General features: G+C 32.9%; 16 protein-coding genes. 3 read left to right on the forward strand and 13 right to left on the reverse strand.

What is annotated here, in order from left to right:
* Window positions 1-502 precede the first annotated feature (502 nt).
* From MPR_RS11440 to MPR_RS11465, 6 genes are all read right to left on the reverse strand, one after another.
* Window positions 503-3,349 (reverse strand): DUF6493 family protein, encoded by a 2,847-nt coding sequence (locus MPR_RS11440; RefSeq protein WP_041892721.1) that lies wholly within the window; start codon window positions 3,347-3,349, stop codon window positions 503-505.
* A 153-nt stretch (window positions 3,350-3,502) separates the two neighbouring features.
* On the reverse strand, window positions 3,503-7,957 hold the full coding sequence (locus MPR_RS11445) for a YobI family P-loop NTPase (protein ID WP_041892723.1): 4,455 nt from the start codon (window positions 7,955-7,957) through the stop codon (window positions 3,503-3,505).
* Between the two features lie 790 nt (window positions 7,958-8,747).
* Window positions 8,748-9,686, reverse strand: coding sequence for a ParB/Srx family N-terminal domain-containing protein (locus tag MPR_RS11450; protein ID WP_041892725.1), 939 nt, complete (start codon window positions 9,684-9,686; stop codon window positions 8,748-8,750).
* Window positions 9,687-9,969: 283 nt separating this feature from the next.
* Complete coding sequence (locus MPR_RS11455; protein WP_041892727.1) at window positions 9,970-10,455, reverse strand: GNAT family N-acetyltransferase; 486 nt, start codon at window positions 10,453-10,455, stop codon at window positions 9,970-9,972.
* A gap of 7 nt (window positions 10,456-10,462) precedes the next feature.
* Entirely contained in the window at window positions 10,463-11,899 is a 1,437-nt protein-coding gene (gene mdtD, locus MPR_RS11460; protein ID WP_041892729.1) for a multidrug transporter subunit MdtD, read from the reverse strand.
* A 426-nt stretch (window positions 11,900-12,325) separates the two neighbouring features.
* On the reverse strand, window positions 12,326-13,000 hold the full coding sequence (locus MPR_RS11465; RefSeq protein ID WP_041892731.1) for a hypothetical protein: 675 nt from the start codon (window positions 12,998-13,000) through the stop codon (window positions 12,326-12,328).
* 713 nt (window positions 13,001-13,713) lie between these two features.
* On the opposite strand from MPR_RS11465, the gene MPR_RS11470 reads away from it, so the two are divergent.
* Both MPR_RS11470 and MPR_RS11475 read left to right on the forward strand, forming a co-directional pair.
* Window positions 13,714-14,169 (forward strand): hypothetical protein, encoded by a 456-nt coding sequence (locus MPR_RS11470; protein ID WP_041892733.1) that lies wholly within the window; start codon window positions 13,714-13,716, stop codon window positions 14,167-14,169.
* Between the two features lie 64 nt (window positions 14,170-14,233).
* Window positions 14,234-14,953 (forward strand): VIT1/CCC1 transporter family protein, encoded by a 720-nt coding sequence (locus MPR_RS11475; protein ID WP_041892735.1) that lies wholly within the window; start codon window positions 14,234-14,236, stop codon window positions 14,951-14,953.
* Window positions 14,954-15,043: 90 nt separating this feature from the next.
* Here MPR_RS11475 and MPR_RS11480 read toward each other — a convergent pair whose 3' ends face one another.
* On the reverse strand, window positions 15,044-15,871 hold the full coding sequence (locus MPR_RS11480; RefSeq protein ID WP_041892737.1) for a helix-turn-helix domain-containing protein: 828 nt from the start codon (window positions 15,869-15,871) through the stop codon (window positions 15,044-15,046).
* A 336-nt stretch (window positions 15,872-16,207) separates the two neighbouring features.
* Between MPR_RS11480 and MPR_RS11485 the strand changes: the two genes are divergently transcribed.
* Entirely contained in the window at window positions 16,208-16,441 is a 234-nt protein-coding gene (locus MPR_RS11485) for a hypothetical protein (protein WP_225600622.1), read from the forward strand.
* A 228-nt stretch (window positions 16,442-16,669) separates the two neighbouring features.
* Here the strand turns inward: MPR_RS11485 and MPR_RS11490 are convergent, their stop codons facing one another.
* The 6 genes from MPR_RS11490 to MPR_RS11515 all read right to left on the reverse strand — a co-directional run bounded on the left by MPR_RS11490 (window position 16,670) and on the right by MPR_RS11515 (window position 21,739).
* Window positions 16,670-18,091: an outer membrane beta-barrel protein gene (locus MPR_RS11490; protein WP_041892741.1), complete on the reverse strand. Its 1,422-nt coding sequence runs from the start codon at window positions 18,089-18,091 to the stop codon at window positions 16,670-16,672.
* On the reverse strand, window positions 18,088-18,657 hold the full coding sequence (locus tag MPR_RS11495; RefSeq protein WP_041895453.1) for an RNA polymerase sigma factor: 570 nt from the start codon (window positions 18,655-18,657) through the stop codon (window positions 18,088-18,090). The genes MPR_RS11490 and MPR_RS11495 overlap by 4 nt, the downstream gene beginning before the upstream one ends.
* A 51-nt stretch (window positions 18,658-18,708) precedes the next feature.
* Complete coding sequence (locus tag MPR_RS11500; protein WP_041892742.1) at window positions 18,709-19,293, reverse strand: DUF4840 domain-containing protein; 585 nt, start codon at window positions 19,291-19,293, stop codon at window positions 18,709-18,711.
* Between the two features lie 271 nt (window positions 19,294-19,564).
* Window positions 19,565-20,149 (reverse strand): DUF4840 domain-containing protein, encoded by a 585-nt coding sequence (locus tag MPR_RS11505; protein ID WP_041892743.1) that lies wholly within the window; start codon window positions 20,147-20,149, stop codon window positions 19,565-19,567.
* Between the two features lie 262 nt (window positions 20,150-20,411).
* A complete protein-coding gene (locus MPR_RS11510; protein ID WP_041892745.1) occupies window positions 20,412-20,624 on the reverse strand; it encodes a hypothetical protein in 213 nt (70 codons plus the stop codon).
* 11 nt (window positions 20,625-20,635) lie between these two features.
* The gene (locus MPR_RS11515; RefSeq protein ID WP_041892748.1) at window positions 20,636-21,739 is read right to left on the reverse strand and encodes a porin; all 1,104 of its coding nucleotides are present in this window, start codon (window positions 21,737-21,739) and stop codon (window positions 20,636-20,638) included.
* Window positions 21,740-22,036 lie beyond the last annotated feature (297 nt).

The raw sequence follows: 22,036 nt of genomic DNA on the forward strand, positions 1-22,036 counted from the left end.
TACATAACCGTTGTGTGCCAACAGAATGTGACACGCAAAATATTGACGTCTCTACTTTATATTTATTGCATAAATATACATTTCGACACAGTAACCACAATACCTACGTTGGCTTAAGTTGGCGCGGATTTGCAATCCGTGCCATATACATAACGTTGTGTGACAACAGAATGTGACACGCAAAATATTGACGTCTCTACTTTATATTTATTACGTAAATATACCTTTCGATACATTGCGTTGGCGCGGATTTGCAATCCGTGCCATGTATATCCACACAGAATATCACGTCACAGCAACCACAATACCTGCGTTGGCGCAGATTTGCAATCCGTGCCATATACATAACCGTTGTGTTCCAACAGAATGTGACTCGCAAAATATTGACGTCTCTACTGCGTTGGCGCAGATTTGAAATCTGTGCCGTGTATACCCCATGCCGAAGGCAAACAATTCTTAATTCCTAATTTTAAATTCTTAATTCCCCGAAGGGAGAACATTCCTAATTAAAAGAGCGTAGCGTCACTGCTATTTTCTTCGTAGCGCTAACCTTACTCCACTCCTCTATTAAGGCAATAACTGTAGGATTAGTCACCTTAGCGTTATTTGCATGAAGTACCTCTACATACTGCTCTAATAAAGTCTTCAGACCTTTAATAGGACTAGCTCCTAATTGCTCTAAAATACTCTCTATGAATAACTGCAATGCTTGATTATGCTGCACACTCACATTCATCATAAACCCTTGTATAGAATCAGTCAAACGCTTAATCGTCACATATTCTTTCGCCTCTACTTTACCGATGATATGACCTACTTTTTGTTGATCTAGGCGAAGTGCCTCTTTGATCCAATATTCTGCTACGAAAGCACGCGTTACCTTATCATCACATATCAATGCAAGCCCAAAGAACAAGTAGAACTGCTCTGAGAAAACCACATTATTCATTTGCAACAGATACGTAAACATCCCTTGAAGCAATTTCTTCTCTGCCACTTCGAAGGTAGCACTACCACCATAATGCAGGCATTTCTCTACCACAGCTAAGTAAATAGGATCTAACTGTCTAGGGTTAATAGCCAATAAAGACTCGTTTAAATTCACTTTAGTATCTCTAATCTGGTACATGATCAAGCCCATTAGATTTGCAGACTCCATACGATCACCTACCTCTGTCTTTGGCATCGCTTTATTAATACGGCTAAAGATTAAAGACAAATTAATATCATACGGTATCTGCTCAAACTTCAGTTTCTTATGCGTAAATACCTTGTCTATCTGCGTCTTCGTTTTATGATCCCAATCCTTATACGTATGAGACTCTTCTATCACTTCCCAGTTTCCTAACCAACCCGCACAGTATTCTTGTTGCTCTTTGGTATAGCGCTCATTCGTCAAGCTTTCTAAGGGTTGATGAGGGTACTTTAACGCTGCCGCTGCTCTCCATATATCATAGTAATCTGCTGACTCTTCTTTTACCTCTCCATTACCTAAATAAAACTCAAATATCGCTAGCAACTCCCCTTTTAGTTGTTGCTGAGCTAGTGTCAACCCAGCCTCTTCTGTATTTTTATCTATACGTGCTAATGCAATCTGTAAATCCACTGCATCTACTAATTCTCCCTCTTTTTGATAAGCTACTAATCGATCTACCAATACCCTACTATCTATATAAAAAGGCTCATGTGTAGGCAAACTCAATATTGGGAAAATACGCTTCTCTTTTACCAATTGTAAACTGTAGTAATAAACCGTCAGATAAGGGCGCAGAGCAGCATAGTAATAACTAAATCGATTACTTGCCTCTAACTTTACCTCTCCTAGCGTGATTCCACTATTGGTATATATCTCTGCATTAGCATATTTGTGATACAACTTGTCTAATGCTGTAGTCTCTATAGTAGGATCTGCAATCAACATACGCGCCCACTCTAACAGCCAAAAAGCCATAGCGTTCTGTATCGTACTCGTTGACCACAAATCTTTAAAGGTCTTAAACACTTTATCAAAAGCAGGTAGTAACTGATCGATGTGTTCTGCTTTTAATTCTCCTTGAAGTCTAATAATCGCATCTATGGTTTGCTCAAAGGCGTAGTCACTCTCCAAGGTCTTCCAAGCCGAACAATGGAAAATCAAATCTTCTACTGTCGCAATAGCCTGAATAGGTACTAACTCCGCTTCTCCCTCTTCTACAGCCTCCGCAAGCGTTACACTCTCCTGCACACTCATATATCCACTAAACAACGTCTTCGTCTCACTCATCATCATCTCTTGATAAGCTTCTAATTGCACTGCAAACTCCTCATTAGGTTGAGCATATTTCACGATTTGCTTCGCTACTTTAGTCTGCATCGCTTGATCCTGTATATGCAAAGCCCCTACGATAGCAACAGCACTTGCCTCCTTATAGGTAGGATGTGCTTTATCCAATACAGCCACGATACGCATCGCCTTATTAATCGTAGCCTTAACGGTACTACTCATTAATATAGGCAGACTATTGACAAAAGCCTCTACATGAAAAGCCTTGTCCTTTGCTATTTTAAACAAGATGTCCAATGCTTCATTGACCACCTTAGACAATGAACTATTCAACAATTGGAAGATATCCTCCTGAAACGACAAGATCTCATGATCAGCAAGAGACAATTTACTTAACAAATTCACATTCCATCCACACAACGCTTGATTCGTATGAGTCAATGCTCCTTGAATAGCAGTCTGTACAATGCGTTGTTTATCTAATCGTCCTTGCTCTATTAATGTAGCGATGACCTCATCCCATGAGTAGTAATTAATGTTCACTTCATGGTCAAACAAATACCAAAACTCCTTCTCTAACAACTCAGGGTATTGATCAAATAATTCAACCTTACTTGCATTGACCATCACAGTCGCCCAAGTAGCCTCTGTCAATGGGGTCTTAAACACTCCTTTCTTATAAGACTCATATAAATAGCCTATCTCGTTAAAAGGCGCTCTCACCCATCCTTCTCTAGCCGAATCATTGATATAATCACCTAACCAATCAGGCACATACCAATCCAATACTTGCTTAAACTCCTCCTCACTAATAATCCATATTCCCGTAAAATCTTTATATGTACAACAAGCCAATACCGCCACACTTACAGCTGATCGCTGCTCACTATTTCCTCTATATCCATATGAATTCCTATTGCCCTCTTCTGGTACATACTCTTGATAGTATTTCCCTAGCTTAGAAATCTTCTTAGTGTACTTAAGCCTTTCCTCTAAAGGGGTTTCCTTAAGTAAGAGAAGTAATCTTCTAGTATTTCCTTTTCTTACAAATTCTTCTAATTCAGTATAAAATATATCTTTACTCATAGCGATTCTCTTGTGGTTTTGTTGTTTTGGTATGCTGTGTTTTTATAATCTCACTTTCAAGACCGAAAGATACAATTTTACAACCTAAATTAAATAACGGAATAAAGGGGTTTAAATAGAAAAACGAGTGCTGTGCACTCGTTTTTCTATTCTTTAATCTTCAGTGTTAAATTCAACCTTTATTTGATAATCCTTTTCATCTTCTGACTTAACCCCAGTTATAGTCTTAATTCCTAATCTAAGTCTTAATGTATATAACAACCTTTTTTTCTCCTCAATATACTTTGTTACAAATGATGATTTTACTTTTATATCGTTAATAGGTAGATCAAAGAATTCTAAACAAGCAATCAAATCATCATTATCCATATATTTCTCTAAAGATAAAATTAAATCTGATTTGATATTTAAATCTATATTTTTATCTACTAATTGATTTTCTAAAAAACGTTTCAAATCATAAGAACTAATAACATTTCCTGTTAAAGGACATTTATTAAGAATTCTTATTAATTCATGTATCTGAGTAGGTGTTAAAACTGTTTTATAGTTATCATCAACGATAGTCTTTACGACAGAATGTATTAAACCTAAACTCCTATCATCAATTAATATATCTAAATAATTAAAAGCTACTTCAACATCTCTTTTACAATACTCTTCTATTTTTTCATCTGATGTCTTACTCAAGAAAAACTCTAAAAACTTTTTCATAGTAACTTTTGAAATTCCTGAAGACAAAATATTATTTAATAGATAATCGTATTGATCAATCTCTACTGTTTCAATATCGATATTATCTTCAAGAGCCTTATAAACATTTTCTGCTATTTCATTATCTCCAAAATTAATATCTGTTGCATAGTGAGTGATTAAATGTTCTGTAAGTATAGTATAAACTAATTTTGACTCCTCTGAATAATTCTCACTAAAATAAGGATACTTATTATTGCATATATTTGCTAACGGAGATATTATTAACCTATAATCTAGATTTAATGTAATAACATCTTCTTTATTTTTTACATTACATAACAAATAAAGCAATCTCTGTTCTTCATCTAACTGTCTATAAACATCCTTACTAAAATCAATCTTTTTAAGTTTTATAATCTCTGTTATAAGATATTTATTATCAAACACTATTCTTGTTAGATCCTTGAGTATAAAATTAGATTTTTCTAATACCCTTAAAACGATACTATCTTTAACTTTAGAATTAACTAAAGCATATTTAAAAATATCATTATCAATACTATCAAAGCCAGATATTGCACTTTCTTTATCTAAATTCTTTTGAACAAATGTTACAAGAGATTCGTCAAACTCTTTTAAATTGCTTCTCTTAAAATAATCCTCTAAATTTGACCATGACATTTTTATACGATCTTTAAATAGTAATAATTTAAAGCTATTTCTCCAATTCAATGATGTAATATCTGCTATTTTAAAATGAACTTTAGAACATACTATATCTAATTCATTATCAGTCAATTCTCCTTGTTCTGGCATAAACAAATTATTGACTACAATATCTTGTGACTCTTTAATTTCATCTGTGTTCTTCTCTAACCTTTCAATATATTCCTTTATATACTTATTTTCACTAATCTTTCCATTGGCTTGTTTCAGATAAGATTCTCTAAACATCACGTTTTTATCGTTATCCAATACATTAGTTAATGAATATGCTTCATAAGCATCTAAAATATCACCGACATTACTAACTAAATATTCAACGTTATTTACATCAAATAAGTAAGTATTATTCTTTACTACTACACCCAACTTCTTATTATCTTCTATTAAACTACAGTCTTGAATAATATAGTCTAACCCTACTACAATTTTTTTAAATGTATCACTGTCTATTTTATTCAAGTAATTATTGTTTTCATCACAGATAAATTTTCTAAACAACTCATCCGTTTTTAATTTATCCAACATATCTTTTGAAGAATTACTTAACCCATTCAATAGTTTAACTACTTCTTCTTGACCAAGTTCTTTATTCGTCAAAATTGTATTGTAAACAGAGTAGCCTATTAAATCATTCCATATACCCAATAAATATTGTACATCTTCTTTGAAAAACTCTTTTGCTATTTGGTGAAAATAATGACTAAATGCCTGCATTAAAGCAAATTTATAGTTAATATACTTTTTACTATTAACTCCATATATCTCTTGAAGTAATGATTGATTAAGTATTGTAAATTGCTTAAAATGATGTTTAGATAAGTCTTGTAACAAAACTTTTGGGTTACTTACGTTGTAAGTAAAATCATTCAAATTATTATCAAACTTATCTAAAAATTTATCATCCTCAATTGATAATACTCCTTCTCCATGATTAAAAGAGACATAACGGATAAAACTTTCATTAATATATCCTTCTTCCAAAAGTAATGCTAAGACTTTATAATTTTCTTTATCCTTGTCTTTATCTAAATTTACCTTACCCGTGTCTTGTTGCTCGTTTTTCTGATTATTCTTAGTAAATAGACTTATTTTTTCTTTTAAATACACACTAACTACATCCCCATAAGTTAAGTACAAATCTTTAACTGTTAATGTCTCACACTCCTCTATTCTCTTTTTAATTTCTCTTATTTCGCCTTCTTTTAGTTTTATTTCATCTAATAAAATTATTTTATCATACCTATCTTGATAATTTACATTAATTTTTTTTTCAATATCACTAAACTTTAAATTTCCAAACCTATATGAATTCCAGTAACTTATATTAAAATCAATAAATTTTTCTTCGAAAGTTTCTTTTTCTAATAGGTCATTAAGGTTAGAAATATTAAAACTTTTTTTCACTTCTTCTTGATTATAATCAAAATACTCTAGTAGTCCACTAATGAACACTCTTCTTAATTCAACCAAGTCCTTTAAAGAATCGTTTTTATTGCTTTCTAAATGAGCTAAATCATTCTCTAGTTCATTTAAATTATCTCTATCATTTTTACTTATTTTATTTAGAAGTTCGGGCTTACTACTAAAGAAACTAAATAAGACTCCATCTCTTTGTAGTAGTAAAGAAAAATCTTGCGGATAGAGAGTTTTATAAATAACAAATGCTAGAAACTTTATTTTCTTATCGATACTTTCTTTTGTTGCTAGACCCATTTTTTCTGTTGCCACTGACTCTACTTCTATATCTGGTTTATCTTCTTCTGCTACCACTGACTCTACTTCTGTATCTGATTTATCTTCTTCTGTTGCCACTGACTCTACTTCTGTATCTGATTTATCTTCTTCTGTTGCCATTGACTCTACTTCTATATCTGATTTATCTTCCTCTATTGCCACTGACACTACTTCTATATCTGATTTATCTTCCTCTGTTGCCACTGACTCTGCATCCATAGCTGATTCATCTTCCTCTGTCGACTGTATTATATTTTCACTTTCTAAAACCATCCCAAGTGACTGGCTCATAATCAAATAATCATTGATAATAGTTAATACTGTTCTTGTATCTTCAATATATTTAGACACCAAATTAACTAAATCAATTAATTCTTCACTGCTTCCTAAAGTGCTGTCTGTTTCAAGAATCTTCTTTTTAAATATATCTCGAGAATTACTATAATTTATATAGGGTACAATTGATATTATAAGGTCAAAAAACTTAGTTTTATTATTGTGATTAGATATGATATCGTCTTTTACTGCATAAATAAATGTAATATTCCCATCCAAGTCTTCTGATTGATTTAATAAGAAGTTTAACTCTCTTAGCTTAGTAAATACTCTCAAAGAATTAGGAAATCTATCTAGGTCCTCTATAAATACTACTTTGGTTTTAGTAGCTTGAAAAAAGTAAAGAATTTCATCAAAATATTTATCTAAAGCATTTATATTCTCTGTATTTTCTTTAGAACTAATTTCAATACTTGTAGGAGATACTTTCGATATTCTTATATTTATTAAAAATGAAATTGATTTCCAAATTAATATACCCAAACCACTAATAAAAATAGTTCTGAAAAATAAATCTGTAAATATCCCCAAATGCGGTAAGAAGGCTACTTGATCATTCACTTCAGGTAAAAATATATAACAAAAACTATATACAAAGAATAGTAATATTACAGAATAACATACTTTTTCAATTATAGATAAATATTCTATCCTTTTAAATCTTGATTCTGATAAGTCGCTTTTCTTTTTAGAATACAATATTTGATTCACAATATTCATACTAATTTGCTCATTAGTAATAGCAGTTGACACTTCTTCATCAACTTCAAATGTTGCTAAAGAAACTGTAATATGCACTGGTAATTCGTCTTTTTTAATTGACTTCAATGTTTTTATAATGCTACTCTTACCTGTACCATAACTTCCCATTAAAGCAATATTCTTAATATCTTTATTACATATACCCCAAAATAAACCATCTACATAAATCTTAGATGTACTATTTTCAGGTTCTCGTAAAATACTTGGGGATAAAGAATGTAAACCAATTGTTTCATCTGGTTCTTTTAACTTTGTAACCTTAGCATAATGTTTATCAATAAAAGCACTAAAAATTCTTTTTATATTTATATTATTTACAATAACCCTCTTTGTCTTAGTAATAATTTCTCCCATCGTTAGTATATTTTAAGAATACTAATATACTACACCCTTATTAATCTATAATATGGTATTCCGTAAAACAAGACTTTTATTTAGTCATCATCCTCTTCTCTCTCCCTCCTCATAACACCTACTTCTTCAATACCGCTACAACAGCTCTTCAAGATTCCTTCAACAAACAACCTCTTAACTAGAGCATTCTTGGGGAAATGTTGAAGAAGTGTTGAAGGAAATCACTCTATGAAGTGTATTTACTGGGGTTAGGATAGGTTTATTATTTTACATTTTTATTCAATATAAACATAAGCATCTAACTATAAGCAACATATAAAAATAAAAAGCTATCCTTTTTTAATGAATAAGAGGCTAAAAGAGGTTTTATAGACTAAAAACAGCTTATAATTATAGCTTATTAAGGTAGATTATGGGTTTTTTAGAGGAATTAAGGTGTGTTTTTAGTAAAAATATGCTTGATTATACTGCGGATGTAATCATCCCTACTGTTGTGTGCTGATAGGATGGGATTCTTCGCAGGCTCAGAAAGACATAGCATACGGGTATTGTGAGGATGTATGTAATACATCCCTACCATTGTGTGCTGATTGGATGGGATTCTTCGCAGGCTCAGAGGGACATAGCATACGGGGTATTGTGAGGATGTATATAATACATCCCTACCATTGTGTGCCGACAGGATGGGATTCTTCGCAGGCTCAGAAAGACGTAGTATACAAGGTATAGTGATCCTCTCCTTGCCGAAGGCACACATTCCTAATTCCTAATTTTAAATTCCTAATTAACATTACAGTTCATCTTGTAACTGATTAATATACTTCTCTCTATCTGGATAATCGATACTTTCGAGATAATCCGTTACCTCTGAGAGCCACTCTTCATTAGACTTAATCTTTACTCGGGCTACTGTCTTCTGTTGGAAATAAGGTCTATCGTCAAAAGCCTGAGCCAAATGCTGATTCATGGACGCTGCTGTTTGTGGACTTACGGGTTTACCTTCTGATTTAGCTAAAGAGTGTAATATTCCTCGCTGATAATCAGGGTTCATAATAGCTTCTTTATACTCTCCTGAATAGGCTAATACTACTGGGATTTCTTTCTTTTCTAAGATAGCAGCTCTTAATCTATAGTTGCCATCTATAATCCAATAACCTCCAAGAGAGGGGATATACCAGGCAAATATAGGCGGTAGTGTTCCCTCTATCGCTTTCTTGCGCCACCACTTTAGACGACCTGAGTATTCATCTACTTGGCGTGAGTATAACAACTCTCTATCCCAAGAGGCATAAGTAAAGGCGTCAAAGTCATCTTCTGTAGCTACAGTCGTTCCATAATTAGGTGGTGAGGCAAAGTCTTTATATCCTTCAAAAAGCCAAATAGAGTCATAAAAGAAGTGCTTATCTGACGACACCATTTCTTCCGCAAAATAGCGAGACCACGACTTTAGTCTTTCTTCAGTTGATAGCTCTTTGCGCTTCTCTACTTCTTGGGAATTGATATTCTTAATCAGTCTACTCTCTTCTTCGAAAGTTCTTACTAATCCTATATCACAGAAGTCTCTACTGATCAGTCCCCACATCACTGGTTTATCTTCACAGACCAACTTCATCTTCCAATTCGAACCACTCAATAATTGCATTGTAGGAGGTGTTAATCCTTCTACGTTTAATTCTAATGCTTTCCATTGTTGATGTTCATCTGTAATATCTTTCCAATAATATTTCATGGGGTGTATTTTATTGTGGTAGTAAAGGTAAGGTGTTTTTATTGAAATGGGTGTGAAGTCTCCAGACTTCGCACTGCAATACAAAACGTGATAACGATTGTGTGACACGCATAATAATGCGTCTCTACAGGATATGTTATCCTAATTGCCGAAGACAAACATTTGATAATTCAAGCGGAACATAAAACATTAAGTACTTAGATTGTGTGACACGCATAATAATGCGTCTCTACATGATATGCTATCCTAATTACCGAAGGCAAAAACTGTAAACTGTAAACCGTTAACTGTTAACCATTAACTCAAACCTTCTCTTCCCTTCTACCTCGTAATCTGATACTTCTACGAAACCGATATTTGCCATCATCTTTAGAGACTTTTCGTTTCCACTACGAGCGATGCCCACGATAGTAGTTACCTCAGGTTCATTAGCCTTGATATACTCCATTAAGCCCTCTGTTCCCTCTTGTCCATAACCATATTTCCAGAAGTCTCTTCCTATAGAGAAGCCTATTTCTACAGCTGTAGGAGATTCGAAGAAGTACATCGCAGTTCCGATTAATACCTCTCTATCTCTCTCTATCACAGCCATTCTCATTTTGGTTCTACTGTCCCATTCTTTATGAGCTTGAAGCACCATATTCTCTGCTTCTTCTATGGTCTCAAGAGGTTTACTCCCTCTGTATTGCATTGCGTCTTTATCAGAGTAGATGTATAATAATTGTTCTTTATCTTCTATGACTAGTGGTCTAAAATATAATCTGTCCATGGTATCGTTAATTTGTTTGTTGTTTTGGTTCTTTGTATTCTCTTTTTTCGACTAGGCTTGCTCCTGCTTCTACACTTAATCTTGCAAATACACGACTAGATAAGATGGTGATAATTCCCATGACTAAAAAGGTGTATCTAAACACGTCTATTCCTTGATCATTTGTCCCAATACTGCTATTTTGGAACATCACTAAGATCATCGCTGAGATAGATATCCCTAAACTTATGGCTAACTGTTGGGTAACGGATAATAAGGTGTTTCCCTCACTTGAAGTATCATTGTCTAAATCTGCTAATGCTATGGTATTCATAGAAGTGAACTGTACTGCATTAAATGCTCCGTTGCAAATCATCAAGATCACCAATATCCACATTGGGGTATTTTTATTGATAAAGAAGAAACAAGAGATGATTATTCCGGTCAATATTGTATTGACAATCAATGTATTTCTATATCCGAATTTGCGTACAATAGGGATGACAAAGTTTCTAAAAACAAGGTTGGCTCCTGCCTGTGGTATCATCATTAACCCTGCAAAGAAGGCAGAATATCCAAAGCCAACTTGTAGTAATAGTGGTACCATCAGAGGCATTCCCCCTACTCCAAATCGAGTAACTAGATTACCTATTAGCCCTACTCTTAATGTTTTTATCTTTAATAAGCTTAATCTGATAAGGGCTTTAGTAGTTCTCTGTGCGTATCGTATGTATCCTAATACGCAGATAATGGTTAGTACTCCTAATAACATTAGGGTCATTGCTGTAAATTGGGGAGAGTTCCATCGTTCGATAATCAGCGTAATGGTGGTCAATCCTCCACTGATTAGTAGCCATCCTTTTAAGTCAAATTTGCCAACTGTATTGGTAAAATTAGGAACAACTTTTCTTGCCCAAACCATAGCGACAATGCCGACAGGTAGATTAATCAAGAATATCCAATGCCAAGAGAACTTCTCTACTAAAAAACCTCCTGCAGTAGGCCCTAACATTGGCCCTATCAATGCGGGTATGGTGATAAAGTTAATGATACCTAGTAATTGATCTTTTGGATAGGCATAAATCAGTATTAACCTTGCTACTGGTACTAACATAGATCCTCCTATGGCTTGGAAAATACGAGCCAAAACGAGTTGATCTAAGGTATTGGCTATAGAACAAAATAAGGATCCTAAGGTAAAGATACCAATGGCTAACATCAGCATATTACGTGTACCAAAGCGGTCTGCCAACCATCCACTTAAAGGGATTAACAGGGCTACTGTCAAGGTATACGATACGATAACGCTCTGCATCTCTAAGGGTGACTCTCCTAAACTTCTAGCGATAGAGGGCAATCCTGTGTTTAGGATAGTACCATCTAATGCCTGCATAAATATAGCTAACGCAGCAAGCCAAGGTAAATACTTTTTTACCTTTGGGTCTTCAACGATCCCTATTTCCATAATATTGTAATACTAAGATTAGTTAATTCATCATCGCTGTTGTAGTAGAGTTAACTTTAGATAGGCCACGAGGTAAAATGAATACAATACAATGCTCTTATACACTATATAAAGTTACTATCACGATGATAAACAAATATAAATAATCCAATCTATTCCCTCAGTTGTCCTATGACAAGTTCGGTCTAAAGAAATTACAAAAAGACCTCAGCTCTAACAACAAAATCATAGCATTACATCAATTAATGTACCGAATAGAAGTATATCTTATTTTTTATACAACGAATTTAGTTGAAGTTCATTTGTATAATTTAGTAAAACTTTAACCCTGAACAACTGATAAATAAACAGGCCTAAGCAATTCTACTTTACAATAGCTGATTTATACTGTTTAATAGGGCTAAATATACTAGTCAAAAGGTTTGTTTACAAAACTATTCGATAAGGATACCAATCAAAAGAAGTCTCATGAAGTGCAAAGAAATGCGTTGGCAAGACCAATCCGATAGCCTCTAGCCCTTTCTGTAAAGCGGTAGTATCTTCTAATTCTTTTATTTCGGCACCAATCATCTGTTTATACTCCCCTGTCAATTCATCAAAGTAATACACCATTATCTCTCCATCGAAGACCACTGCTATTTCTTCATCTATATCCCCTCCCCACATCTCACACTTATAGTACACGAAAGGTTGTTTCGTCTCTTCATTTAACTGTTGTAAGAAAGCGAGTAACTTACACTGTTCTAATGTAAGGTTCAAAGACAATACCATGGGAGCAATCTCTATATGTTCTATGAATTGCCATTTGTTCTTTTTGTATTCAGCATAACTTTCATAGAACGCATTATGCTCATCATCATAGGCTGTTCTACTCATAGAAGGATTAATAACGAATAGTCCATCCTGTGGTAAACTGTGTTTAATATGCTTTCGTTCATGATGCTCATTCTCAAAGAAGATTTCTTTGGTCCATTCGCTTCTAATTCCCTTTTCTAGTGTATCTATGTTGAATAATCCTTGTCTTAATTCTTCTATTTGTTGTAAGCGTTCTATCACTGTGGTATTCGCAATAGTGTACACCTGTTCTGCACTCCAGCTCATAGTATCTATTTTAGGCTAAGATACAATTATCCGTTTTTACTTAAAGTAGGTTTGTTAAAAATTGTCTTGGTAATCCTTTGCTTTATAGATGAGAAGAGAATAAGCAATATATAGAATAAATTAGTATTAGATTATTAACTAAAAAACCAAGCATATTGCCTGGTTTTTTTCTATTCAAAGTAGTTTTTATTTAGAAGATTTAATAAGTTTAAGAATAAAAAATAAACTTATTGAAAATAGTATAATAAAACCTATACCGCCTAAAAAAAACTTCCAAACATTCTCAACTATAGATATTGTACTTAATTTATTAATCAATAAAAATAAACATAAACACATTATAACTACTAAAGATACTATAATAGGAATATTTCTTTTCACACTAAACATATTAACAGTCTTTTTATTTGTTTAAACATTTTTAGTTAAAAATAATTAAAAAAAACAATACTAAAATAATAAAATCAAATATTTAATAAAAAGTATCTATATTGAATAATCCTTGTCTTAATTCTTCTATTTGTTGCAAGCGTTCTATTACTGTGGTATTCGCAATAGTGTACACCTGTTCTGCACTCCAGCTCATAGTATCTATTTTGGGCTAAGATACAATTATCCGTTTTTACTTAAAGTAGGTTTGTTAAAAATTGTCTTGGTAATCCTTTGCATTATTTGTAACTTGCTGTATAACAAAACAACACTTAACTATTCTTATGGTACAGTCTCAATATAGCTCAAGAGTGATGCGTTTACTACTCGTTTTACTAGTTATTGCTTTGACACTATTTACTATCTTTTATTTTATCTCTGATAATGCCCAAGCAGGTCATGTAAGCTTTAAAACGCACTACAGTTTCTTAGGAGGTGTGACTTTAGGGTTGGTCTTATTTGTATTCAGTTTTTCACTGACTATGACGATGGTCAAAGATATTACCATCAAGGATAATGATATACTAGTCAGAAATCTTCTCGGGAGTCGAAAGAAGTTTTACAAACCTAATACAGTATGCGTACTTGCTCATACTAAAAGAGTTTTTCTAGGAGCTACAGAATATATCGTACTACAAGAAGGCGATAAAAGCACAAAGATATTTGAGTTTAGCTATAAAAACTTCGAAGAAATAAAAAAACATCTCAATATAGATGTAGAGGGAAAAAGGAGAGGATAGTGTCTGTAACACTAACTCTCCTTTTTTACTATGATACTCTTAATCAATATGTAAATCAAATAAAATGAGCGCTAAAGAAGATCAAATCACAATCGACAACTATCTAGATAATCATTACATCAATCGAAGTAATTGGCTTAGGGCAGCAGTACTAGGTGCTAATGATGGTATTATATCTGTATCGAGTTTAGCAATAGGTGTTGCCACAGCTAGCGCATCAAGAGAACCTATTCTACTTGCCACAGTGGCAGGACTAGTAGCAGGCGCACTGTCAATGGCTGCTGGAGAATATGTATCTGTAAGTTCTCAGACTGATATAGAGAATGCAGATATAGCAAGAGAGGCAAAGGAACTTGAAGAAATGCCTGAAACAGAATTAAAGATTCTAGCACAGATCTATGAGCAACGTGGACTAAAAAAAGAAACGGCTATGCAGGTAGCTATTGAACTAACAGAAAAAGACGCTCTAGCTGCTCATGTGAGAGATGAATTAGGTATTAATGAAATTAATCAGGCCAATCCTATGCAGGCAGCTCTAGCTTCAGGAGCTTCATTTACTATCGGTGGAGTGCTGCCTCTTGGGGTAGCACTATTAGCACCTGTAGAACAAATGGAATATTGGCTATATGGTTTTACCATTATATTCCTTATGATATTAGGGGCAATATCTGCTAAAACAGGTGGTTCTAGTATCCAGAAAGCGGTTCTTAGAATCGTTATTTGGGGATCAGTAGCGATGGGACTATCTGCATTAGTAGGCTACATATTTGGTGTCAATGTATAAAAGACATCATATTATAAATACAAATAGAACTTAGCTTTATACTAAGTTCTATTTGTATTTTAATTAGACTTTTCTAGAAGTTCTAGATAGTCACTTATTTCTATATCCTAAAGGAGAGTCCCCTATATGTAGCTTGAAAAAGCGATTAAAGTAAGATATATTGTCAAAACCTAGTTCGTAAGCGCATTCCTTTACAGTCATATGACTATGTCGCAATAAATACTGTGCTTCTAGTAATAGACGCTCGTGTATTAGCTGAAGTGCCGTCATACCTGTTTCTTCCTTTATGACTTCAGTCAAATGCTTCGGCGTAATACCCATTAAGTCTGCATACTGCTGTACTGTTTTAAGTTCTTTAAACTTTTCTTCTAAATGTTGTTTAAAAGTATAGGTCAATTGATATTGTCTATTCATTCCTTTATGAAATCCTAGCAGGCAATACTCACAAGCCCTATTGTAATCATATAATATCTCAATCAGTTTTAGACGGATAATATTAAGGTGATAAGGTCTCTTCGTATCCAATTCCCACGCTAGGTTATTAAAGTTCTGCAAGACTTGCTTAAAAGAGTCTCCTAGTTTATATACTGGTGGGTAATCTGCATTCAAGAACAGTAGCTCATCTACAATCATCTCCTTGACATAATTACGATACAAAAAGCATTTCTTAAAGAAAATCTGAAAGACTCTGAAATCAGGTGAAGCCTCCCCACCGAGATAAATTACTTCAGGTGATATAATGGACATAGAACCTTCATCAACGGTAAAATTATGATTCCCTACTTTTAAATCTATATGCCCTCTTGTACAAAGAATAAGTGTATAATAATCTTGTTTTTGTGGCGTAGTTAATGTTAAATTATCTACCGCTATTGAAAAGTCTATTTCTTTATTTGTTTCTAAACCGACTATCTTCATCTTCCTACTATTTTATCTGACTACAAAATAAAACTAATTAAAAATAGGAGTACTTAATATTACCTTAAAATCCGTGTTTTGTGCTATATCTTCCGACAAATTACCCCTAAAAAATATTTCTATAGAGTCTCTTTTCGATTAAATAGTAGCACAGTTTTTTTTCTTTAAAGTAAAAAAGTTCTCTTACTTAAATATATTAAAAATCATTCTTTTACATTTTGAACTACTTTATTAAAGATAGCTTAATTTCTAGTATTTAATGGTATTATCCACTTTATAATCAGTATATTTATCAGAAACAGACTAGTAACCGTAATTTATAACACCACAATGCCTATGAAACCTATAAGGACAGAAGAAGATTACCACATGGCTTTAGTGAGATTACAACTCCTAAAGGATGCTAAGCCCAATACACCAGAAGCAGATGAATACGAAGTTATAAATATCTTACTAGAGCATTATGAACGAGAAAATGCTCCTATGGGAATGCCAGACCCCATAGATAGTATCAAGATATTTACAGAGTATTTTTCAGATAAAGAAGAAGATCCTGATAAAGAGGAATAATATATTAAACGCTTACTAATGGTAAGCGTTTTTTTGTATCCAAAAAAAGCACCTCTGTAATAAATTACAGAGGTGCAGAGGGTGATAAATTAATTAAAAACATTACTATATATAACCTAACTATATAGTAATATGAACATAAAACTTACTAACACTTTACTTCTCTTTATTCATAGATTTTTGAAGATTGTTGTATATAGACACTTCTACTTCCGACCTTCTTAATTTTTATTCTTTACTTTCTATTGATTTCTTTGTATTAGGTATCGAATAACGCAATCCTAACTGCATATTAAAATCAAAAGGCTTCTCTGTATAAATAGTTTTAACAGAGCTTCCATTGTCAAAGTAATATCGAGCTCCTGGTTCAACAAACAGTCCAACACTCTTCGCTAACTTGTACTCTATTCCTACAGCTAAATTTGCTGAAGTCTGTATTCCTTTGACATTTACCTTTTCATCTGGTATTTTTTCTACATGTTGATCAGCCTTAAACTTTGTTTTCAACGTTCCATACACTGATTTCTCAAAATGAAGTCCACCATTGACATACGCTGAGAAATTCCCTTTCTCCCATACGTTATAATTCACTTGAATTGGCACTCCTACATAATGTAATGTCTGTGTATTTATAATTTTATACTCTTGACTTCCTGAAGTAAGATCAGATGATAATTTCGTATAAGTCACCCCTGTATTGATTCCCCATTTATCCCCCATAGGATAATATAGGGCTACTCCAAAACGAATAGGTTTCTTATGCTTGACATCTGTATAGACCTCCTTATTTTGATTAACAACATAAATCTCTGACAGTACAGCACTCGCCATCCCCATATCTAAAGAGACATTACTATCATCCTTCATCATTCCCTTCATTGTACTGTATCCATTTTGTTGCATACTAGAAGTAGAGGCTATATTACTAGATATTAGACCTAAAGAAAAACCTCTATTCTTTTTTGACTTTACTTGATCTTTTATTTCTGTTTCTTTCAACTGATTATCAACTAAAGCTTTCTCTATGTTTTGATTACTTTCTTCAACTAAAATCGCTAATTGCTCTTGTACTTTATCTTTATCAACTAAATCAGAAAGTACACCACTACCTGTCTTCTCTTGTTCTATCGAACTTGAGTTATTGTCAACTATCTCAACAATAGAAGTCTCTCTCCTTTCTTCTATTGTCTTGATAGTATGACTGCTTGCCTTCTCCTTTTCATTTGAAGTCAAAGCTTTGGTATTTGTGTGTGTTTCTTTGGTTATTATCTTTTCTTCTTCTACCTTATCAAGGTATTGACTAGGTGTAGAATCAAGCTTTAACTTACTCTCTTTTGCATCTATAACAATGCTTTCTTTTTCTTTATCATCATGCTGTAATGCACGTCCACTTCTCAAATATAGTTCTGCACCTCCAATAGATAGTATTGCCACAGAAGCAGCGATACCAATAATCCTTTTAAAGTTTACTTCTTTAGATGCTTTCCTTTTATTTGTTGCTTGCTGTACAGTATCTGACCATAATGGTATGATTTTTCCCTTCTCTTCCCCAAAAAGTTTTTGTTCCAAATCCTCCCATAACCCCTCTGGTCCGATCTCTGTATGATCCTTCATCTTCTGCTCCAGATCATTTAACCATTTATCGTTCATAAGGCGTTTGTTTTTGGTTTATTATATAACTTTATCTTCTGCATTAATATCTTCTTCGCTCGGTGAAATTGAGAGGCAGATGAGCTCTCTCCTATTTCTAGCAGTTTACCTATTTCTTTATGACTTTTTTTCTCAAAAACATAAAGGTTAAAAACCATTCGATACCCATCAGGTAAAGAACGAATCAATTCTAATATTTCAGATTCTGGTATCTCATCTAAATTAGGTTCCTCCTCTTCTATTACTTCTGGTAATTCTTCTACTAGAGTAGGAAACTCTATCTTAGCAGTATCTCTAAGAAACTTTAAAGACTCATTAATTATTAGACGTGTTGTCCAAGCTTTTAATGATCCTGCTCCCTTATACTCAAATGAACCAATAGCATTAAAAATCTTGATAAAGCTATTCTGCATCACATCTTTGACATCATCATGACTCTTAAGATATCGCATACATACATAGGTAAAATGTCCTGAATAGAATTCATAGAATTCTTTCCAAGCAGATTGGTCTTTAGATCGTAGTCTATCCACTAACCCTCGTTCTACACTATCTTTTTTAGTCATTTGTTGTATAAACATTTTGGTTGGCATCTAAGGAGTAAAACCTAACTTTATTTACCTCTTAACAGATCCAGGAAAGAAATACTTCACTTCTATAAAGTCGTTATCTTCTTTTCCATCCACAGTTAATTTGTCTACTATCCACTCAAACTTCACCATATCATACCTATTAGACACATAGATCCCTTTATACTTTGCAGTGACATGAGCCACTACTTCTTTTTTACTATCATCCATCGGAATTATAAACTTCAATTCTCTTGGACTCATCGTTAATATTAACGCTGTTCCTGTCTCATCTATTACAGATGTATAAGCAAGATTATACTTTACTTTATCCATCTTATTTAATATCTCCTCGGTTTTTCTAGCGTCTTTAACTACTGATCCCACAAGTTCTCTTACTGGCAGATTATCAAATACAATCAAGCTATCATTAATCTTAAAAATTGTATTTTGTTCATTCATCCATTTCCCTTGTAGAGTAAAAGCTTTCCCACTATAACTTCCTACTACATCTCCTATCTTAACAGGTTTATTTGGCTCTATACTATTATCATCACTAATACACGATGTAAAACTAATACCAACTAAACTAAATAAGACCGTAAACATTTTAATTCTTCTTACTGCTCTCATTTTACTATACTTTTAGCTTGTTTAACAATATTTCATAGTGAGTACTCATGTATATAAACCCGACTTTTAGAAATCCTTGCATGAAGAAATTAAAAAAAATGACTTATTCTATATAAATTTACAAAAACAACCATTAAAACACTACAAAACAACACGTTATACAAACAAAATATTTTTATAATTTACAGTTTAAAAGATAACCTATTACCCTTGTCTCTTAGTAATAGGCTATCCTATGTAAAAACTAAATAAATAAACTATTCTATTTTTCTTACTTTTTGACAGAAGCTGGAAACGCGTAATTAATAGGTACTAATCTACTTTCTAATACCTCATCAATTGTTAACTCAGATACTGTAAAACCAAATTTCACTACATTCGATTTACCAGAAACGTAAATTCCTTTATCCTTTGCAGAGAATATTACTTTTACATTTTTTACCTTACCATCTACAGGAACTTTAAGTTCTAGAACCTTTGGTACAAAAGTCAATTCTACAGCTGTACTATTTTTATTTAAAGCTGCTTTATAATCTAAGTTATATTTTACCTTTCCTAGAGCTTTTAATGCCTCCTCAGTCTTTTTAGGATCACCTACTACAGTAGATACTATTTCTTTAACTGGTAGTTCTGTAAAAGAAATAACTCCCGCTTTAGCGCTAAAGTTTACATTCTGCTCATTCTTAACCTTATCTTGAGAAGTGATTGTCTTTCCGCTGTAACTTCCGTAGACATCTTCTACTTTTACTTTTTTATTTGGTTTGATAGTATCATCATCTTTACTACATGATGTAAGACCTAAACCTATTAAACTAAACACGATCAAGATTTCTTTAAATTTTATTGACTTTTTCATTTTCTTATAATTTTGAATTGATTAAAAATATTTTACTGTGAGCGCTCATCATATAAATCCCCTTTTAGATAAACCTTGCATTCATTTTATAAAAAAAAAAACTTTTTTTAACAAATAAAACAACAATAACATTCTTATATACAAATACTTATAATTATTTGTTTTCTTATATTTTTAAACAAAAAAAGACTTACTATCCTAAACTAGGACAGCAAGTCTTTTTAATTTTATAAGCCCGAATTCTTATTCTATTTCTTCTAAACTACAATAAATCATCTACAAGATCATACCCTTCTAGATAAACATTAAACTCATCAATATCATCTGCTACAACTTGCATTCTTAGTCTTTTACCTTGTTTAATTAATAAACCAACTCTTAGCGTTAGCTCTCTATCTTCTTCCTCTGATAAGCCTTTAAACAATTGCATTGTCTTGCTCTCTTCATTTATTAATAATTCATTGTACCTCATCATACTTACTCTATTTATAATTTAAACAACGGAACCATCCATCTCACTCCCACCGCTATCTGATGTTCATTCTTATCTACCTTAGAAAATTCATAATTCTTATAATCATAATTCAGAAAGTTATAAGCTGCAAAAAGTCTAAGATCCTTAAACGCCTTATCATTAAATGGATTGTACTCTATAGCTGTAGAAACTCCCTTTAAAGCATAAGATACATTACTCTCAAGGTCTTTTCTATAGTTATACATCACTTTTATATATGGAGTCACTTTATGGAATTTATACTTCACAGAAGCTGTCGTCACATTATCCTTCACATACGCGATTCCTTTGGTACCTGTATTTAAGTCTGTAAAAGCTGCATCTCCTACATTTCTAAAACCATACATCCAGTCTACCTCTGCCATAAAGTTATTCAATGTCAACCTATTTCCCATAGTTACCCAGCTGTAATACTTCTTCACATCATGCTGAAATAGCGCATATCCGTAACGAGTTTTCAAATGTTTTTTAAACAATTCTCCTTCCCATAAAAACAATCCTCCATAAGCCTTATTTTTATAATCTTCTGCCGCAAACTGCTCTCCCTGAGAGACCATCTGTAACTTAAAAGACTGTCCTTTTACTTTATAAGCAATACTAGCTCCAGGACTAAATAGCTCAATAGAACCAATGATATTCGTAAACATATATAAATCAGCACTATTATAAGACAACTCCGTAGATCCCCAAGCTGTAAACTGTTTTCCCATACCCACTGTCCAATGGTCATCAATATTATACTCTAAAAAAGCAAACTCCAAGGCATTAGACGCTACTGACTCATTCAACCTATATCGCAAAGAATAAGTAAGCTTATTATTATAATTCCCTTTTAAATAAAATCGCGACTGTACTAATCTAAACTTACTATCCGAAGTACCGGCCCCACTAGTCTTAGTCAAATTCTCGTACTTTGAGTCTAGATACACTTCTAAGGTATTCACTTTCTTAGGTGCATCGGGGTTAGCCTGCTGTGTCAATACACCTAATAAAGTTGATTCTTCTTTTTTTTCATCTTGAGCCATCACACTTATCGTTCCCAATAGGATTGCACAGATTGTATATTTAATATTCATAGTTTGGTAGATTTTTAAAAAGTTTAATATAATTCTTTTTTAAACATCATTAACAAAACTTTATCATAATTATACAAATATGAGAATTCTAAAAATAGAAGTTCAGACTCTCAAATAACACAACATAAAGAGCAATTCTATTTATTATGCTAAATAAAATCAATATTTCAATCAACAATAACCACCTCTATACGAACAGATACAGATCATTCGATAACTTAGAACGTCGTATTGAGATAATTACCAATAAGATTATGACACAAAATAGGTATTCTCATTTTATCTATATAAAACTAT

The sequence above is a fragment of the Myroides profundi genome (genome assembly GCF_000833025.1).
Taxonomy (GTDB): Bacteria; Bacteroidota; Bacteroidia; order Flavobacteriales; family Flavobacteriaceae; genus Flavobacterium; species Flavobacterium profundi_A.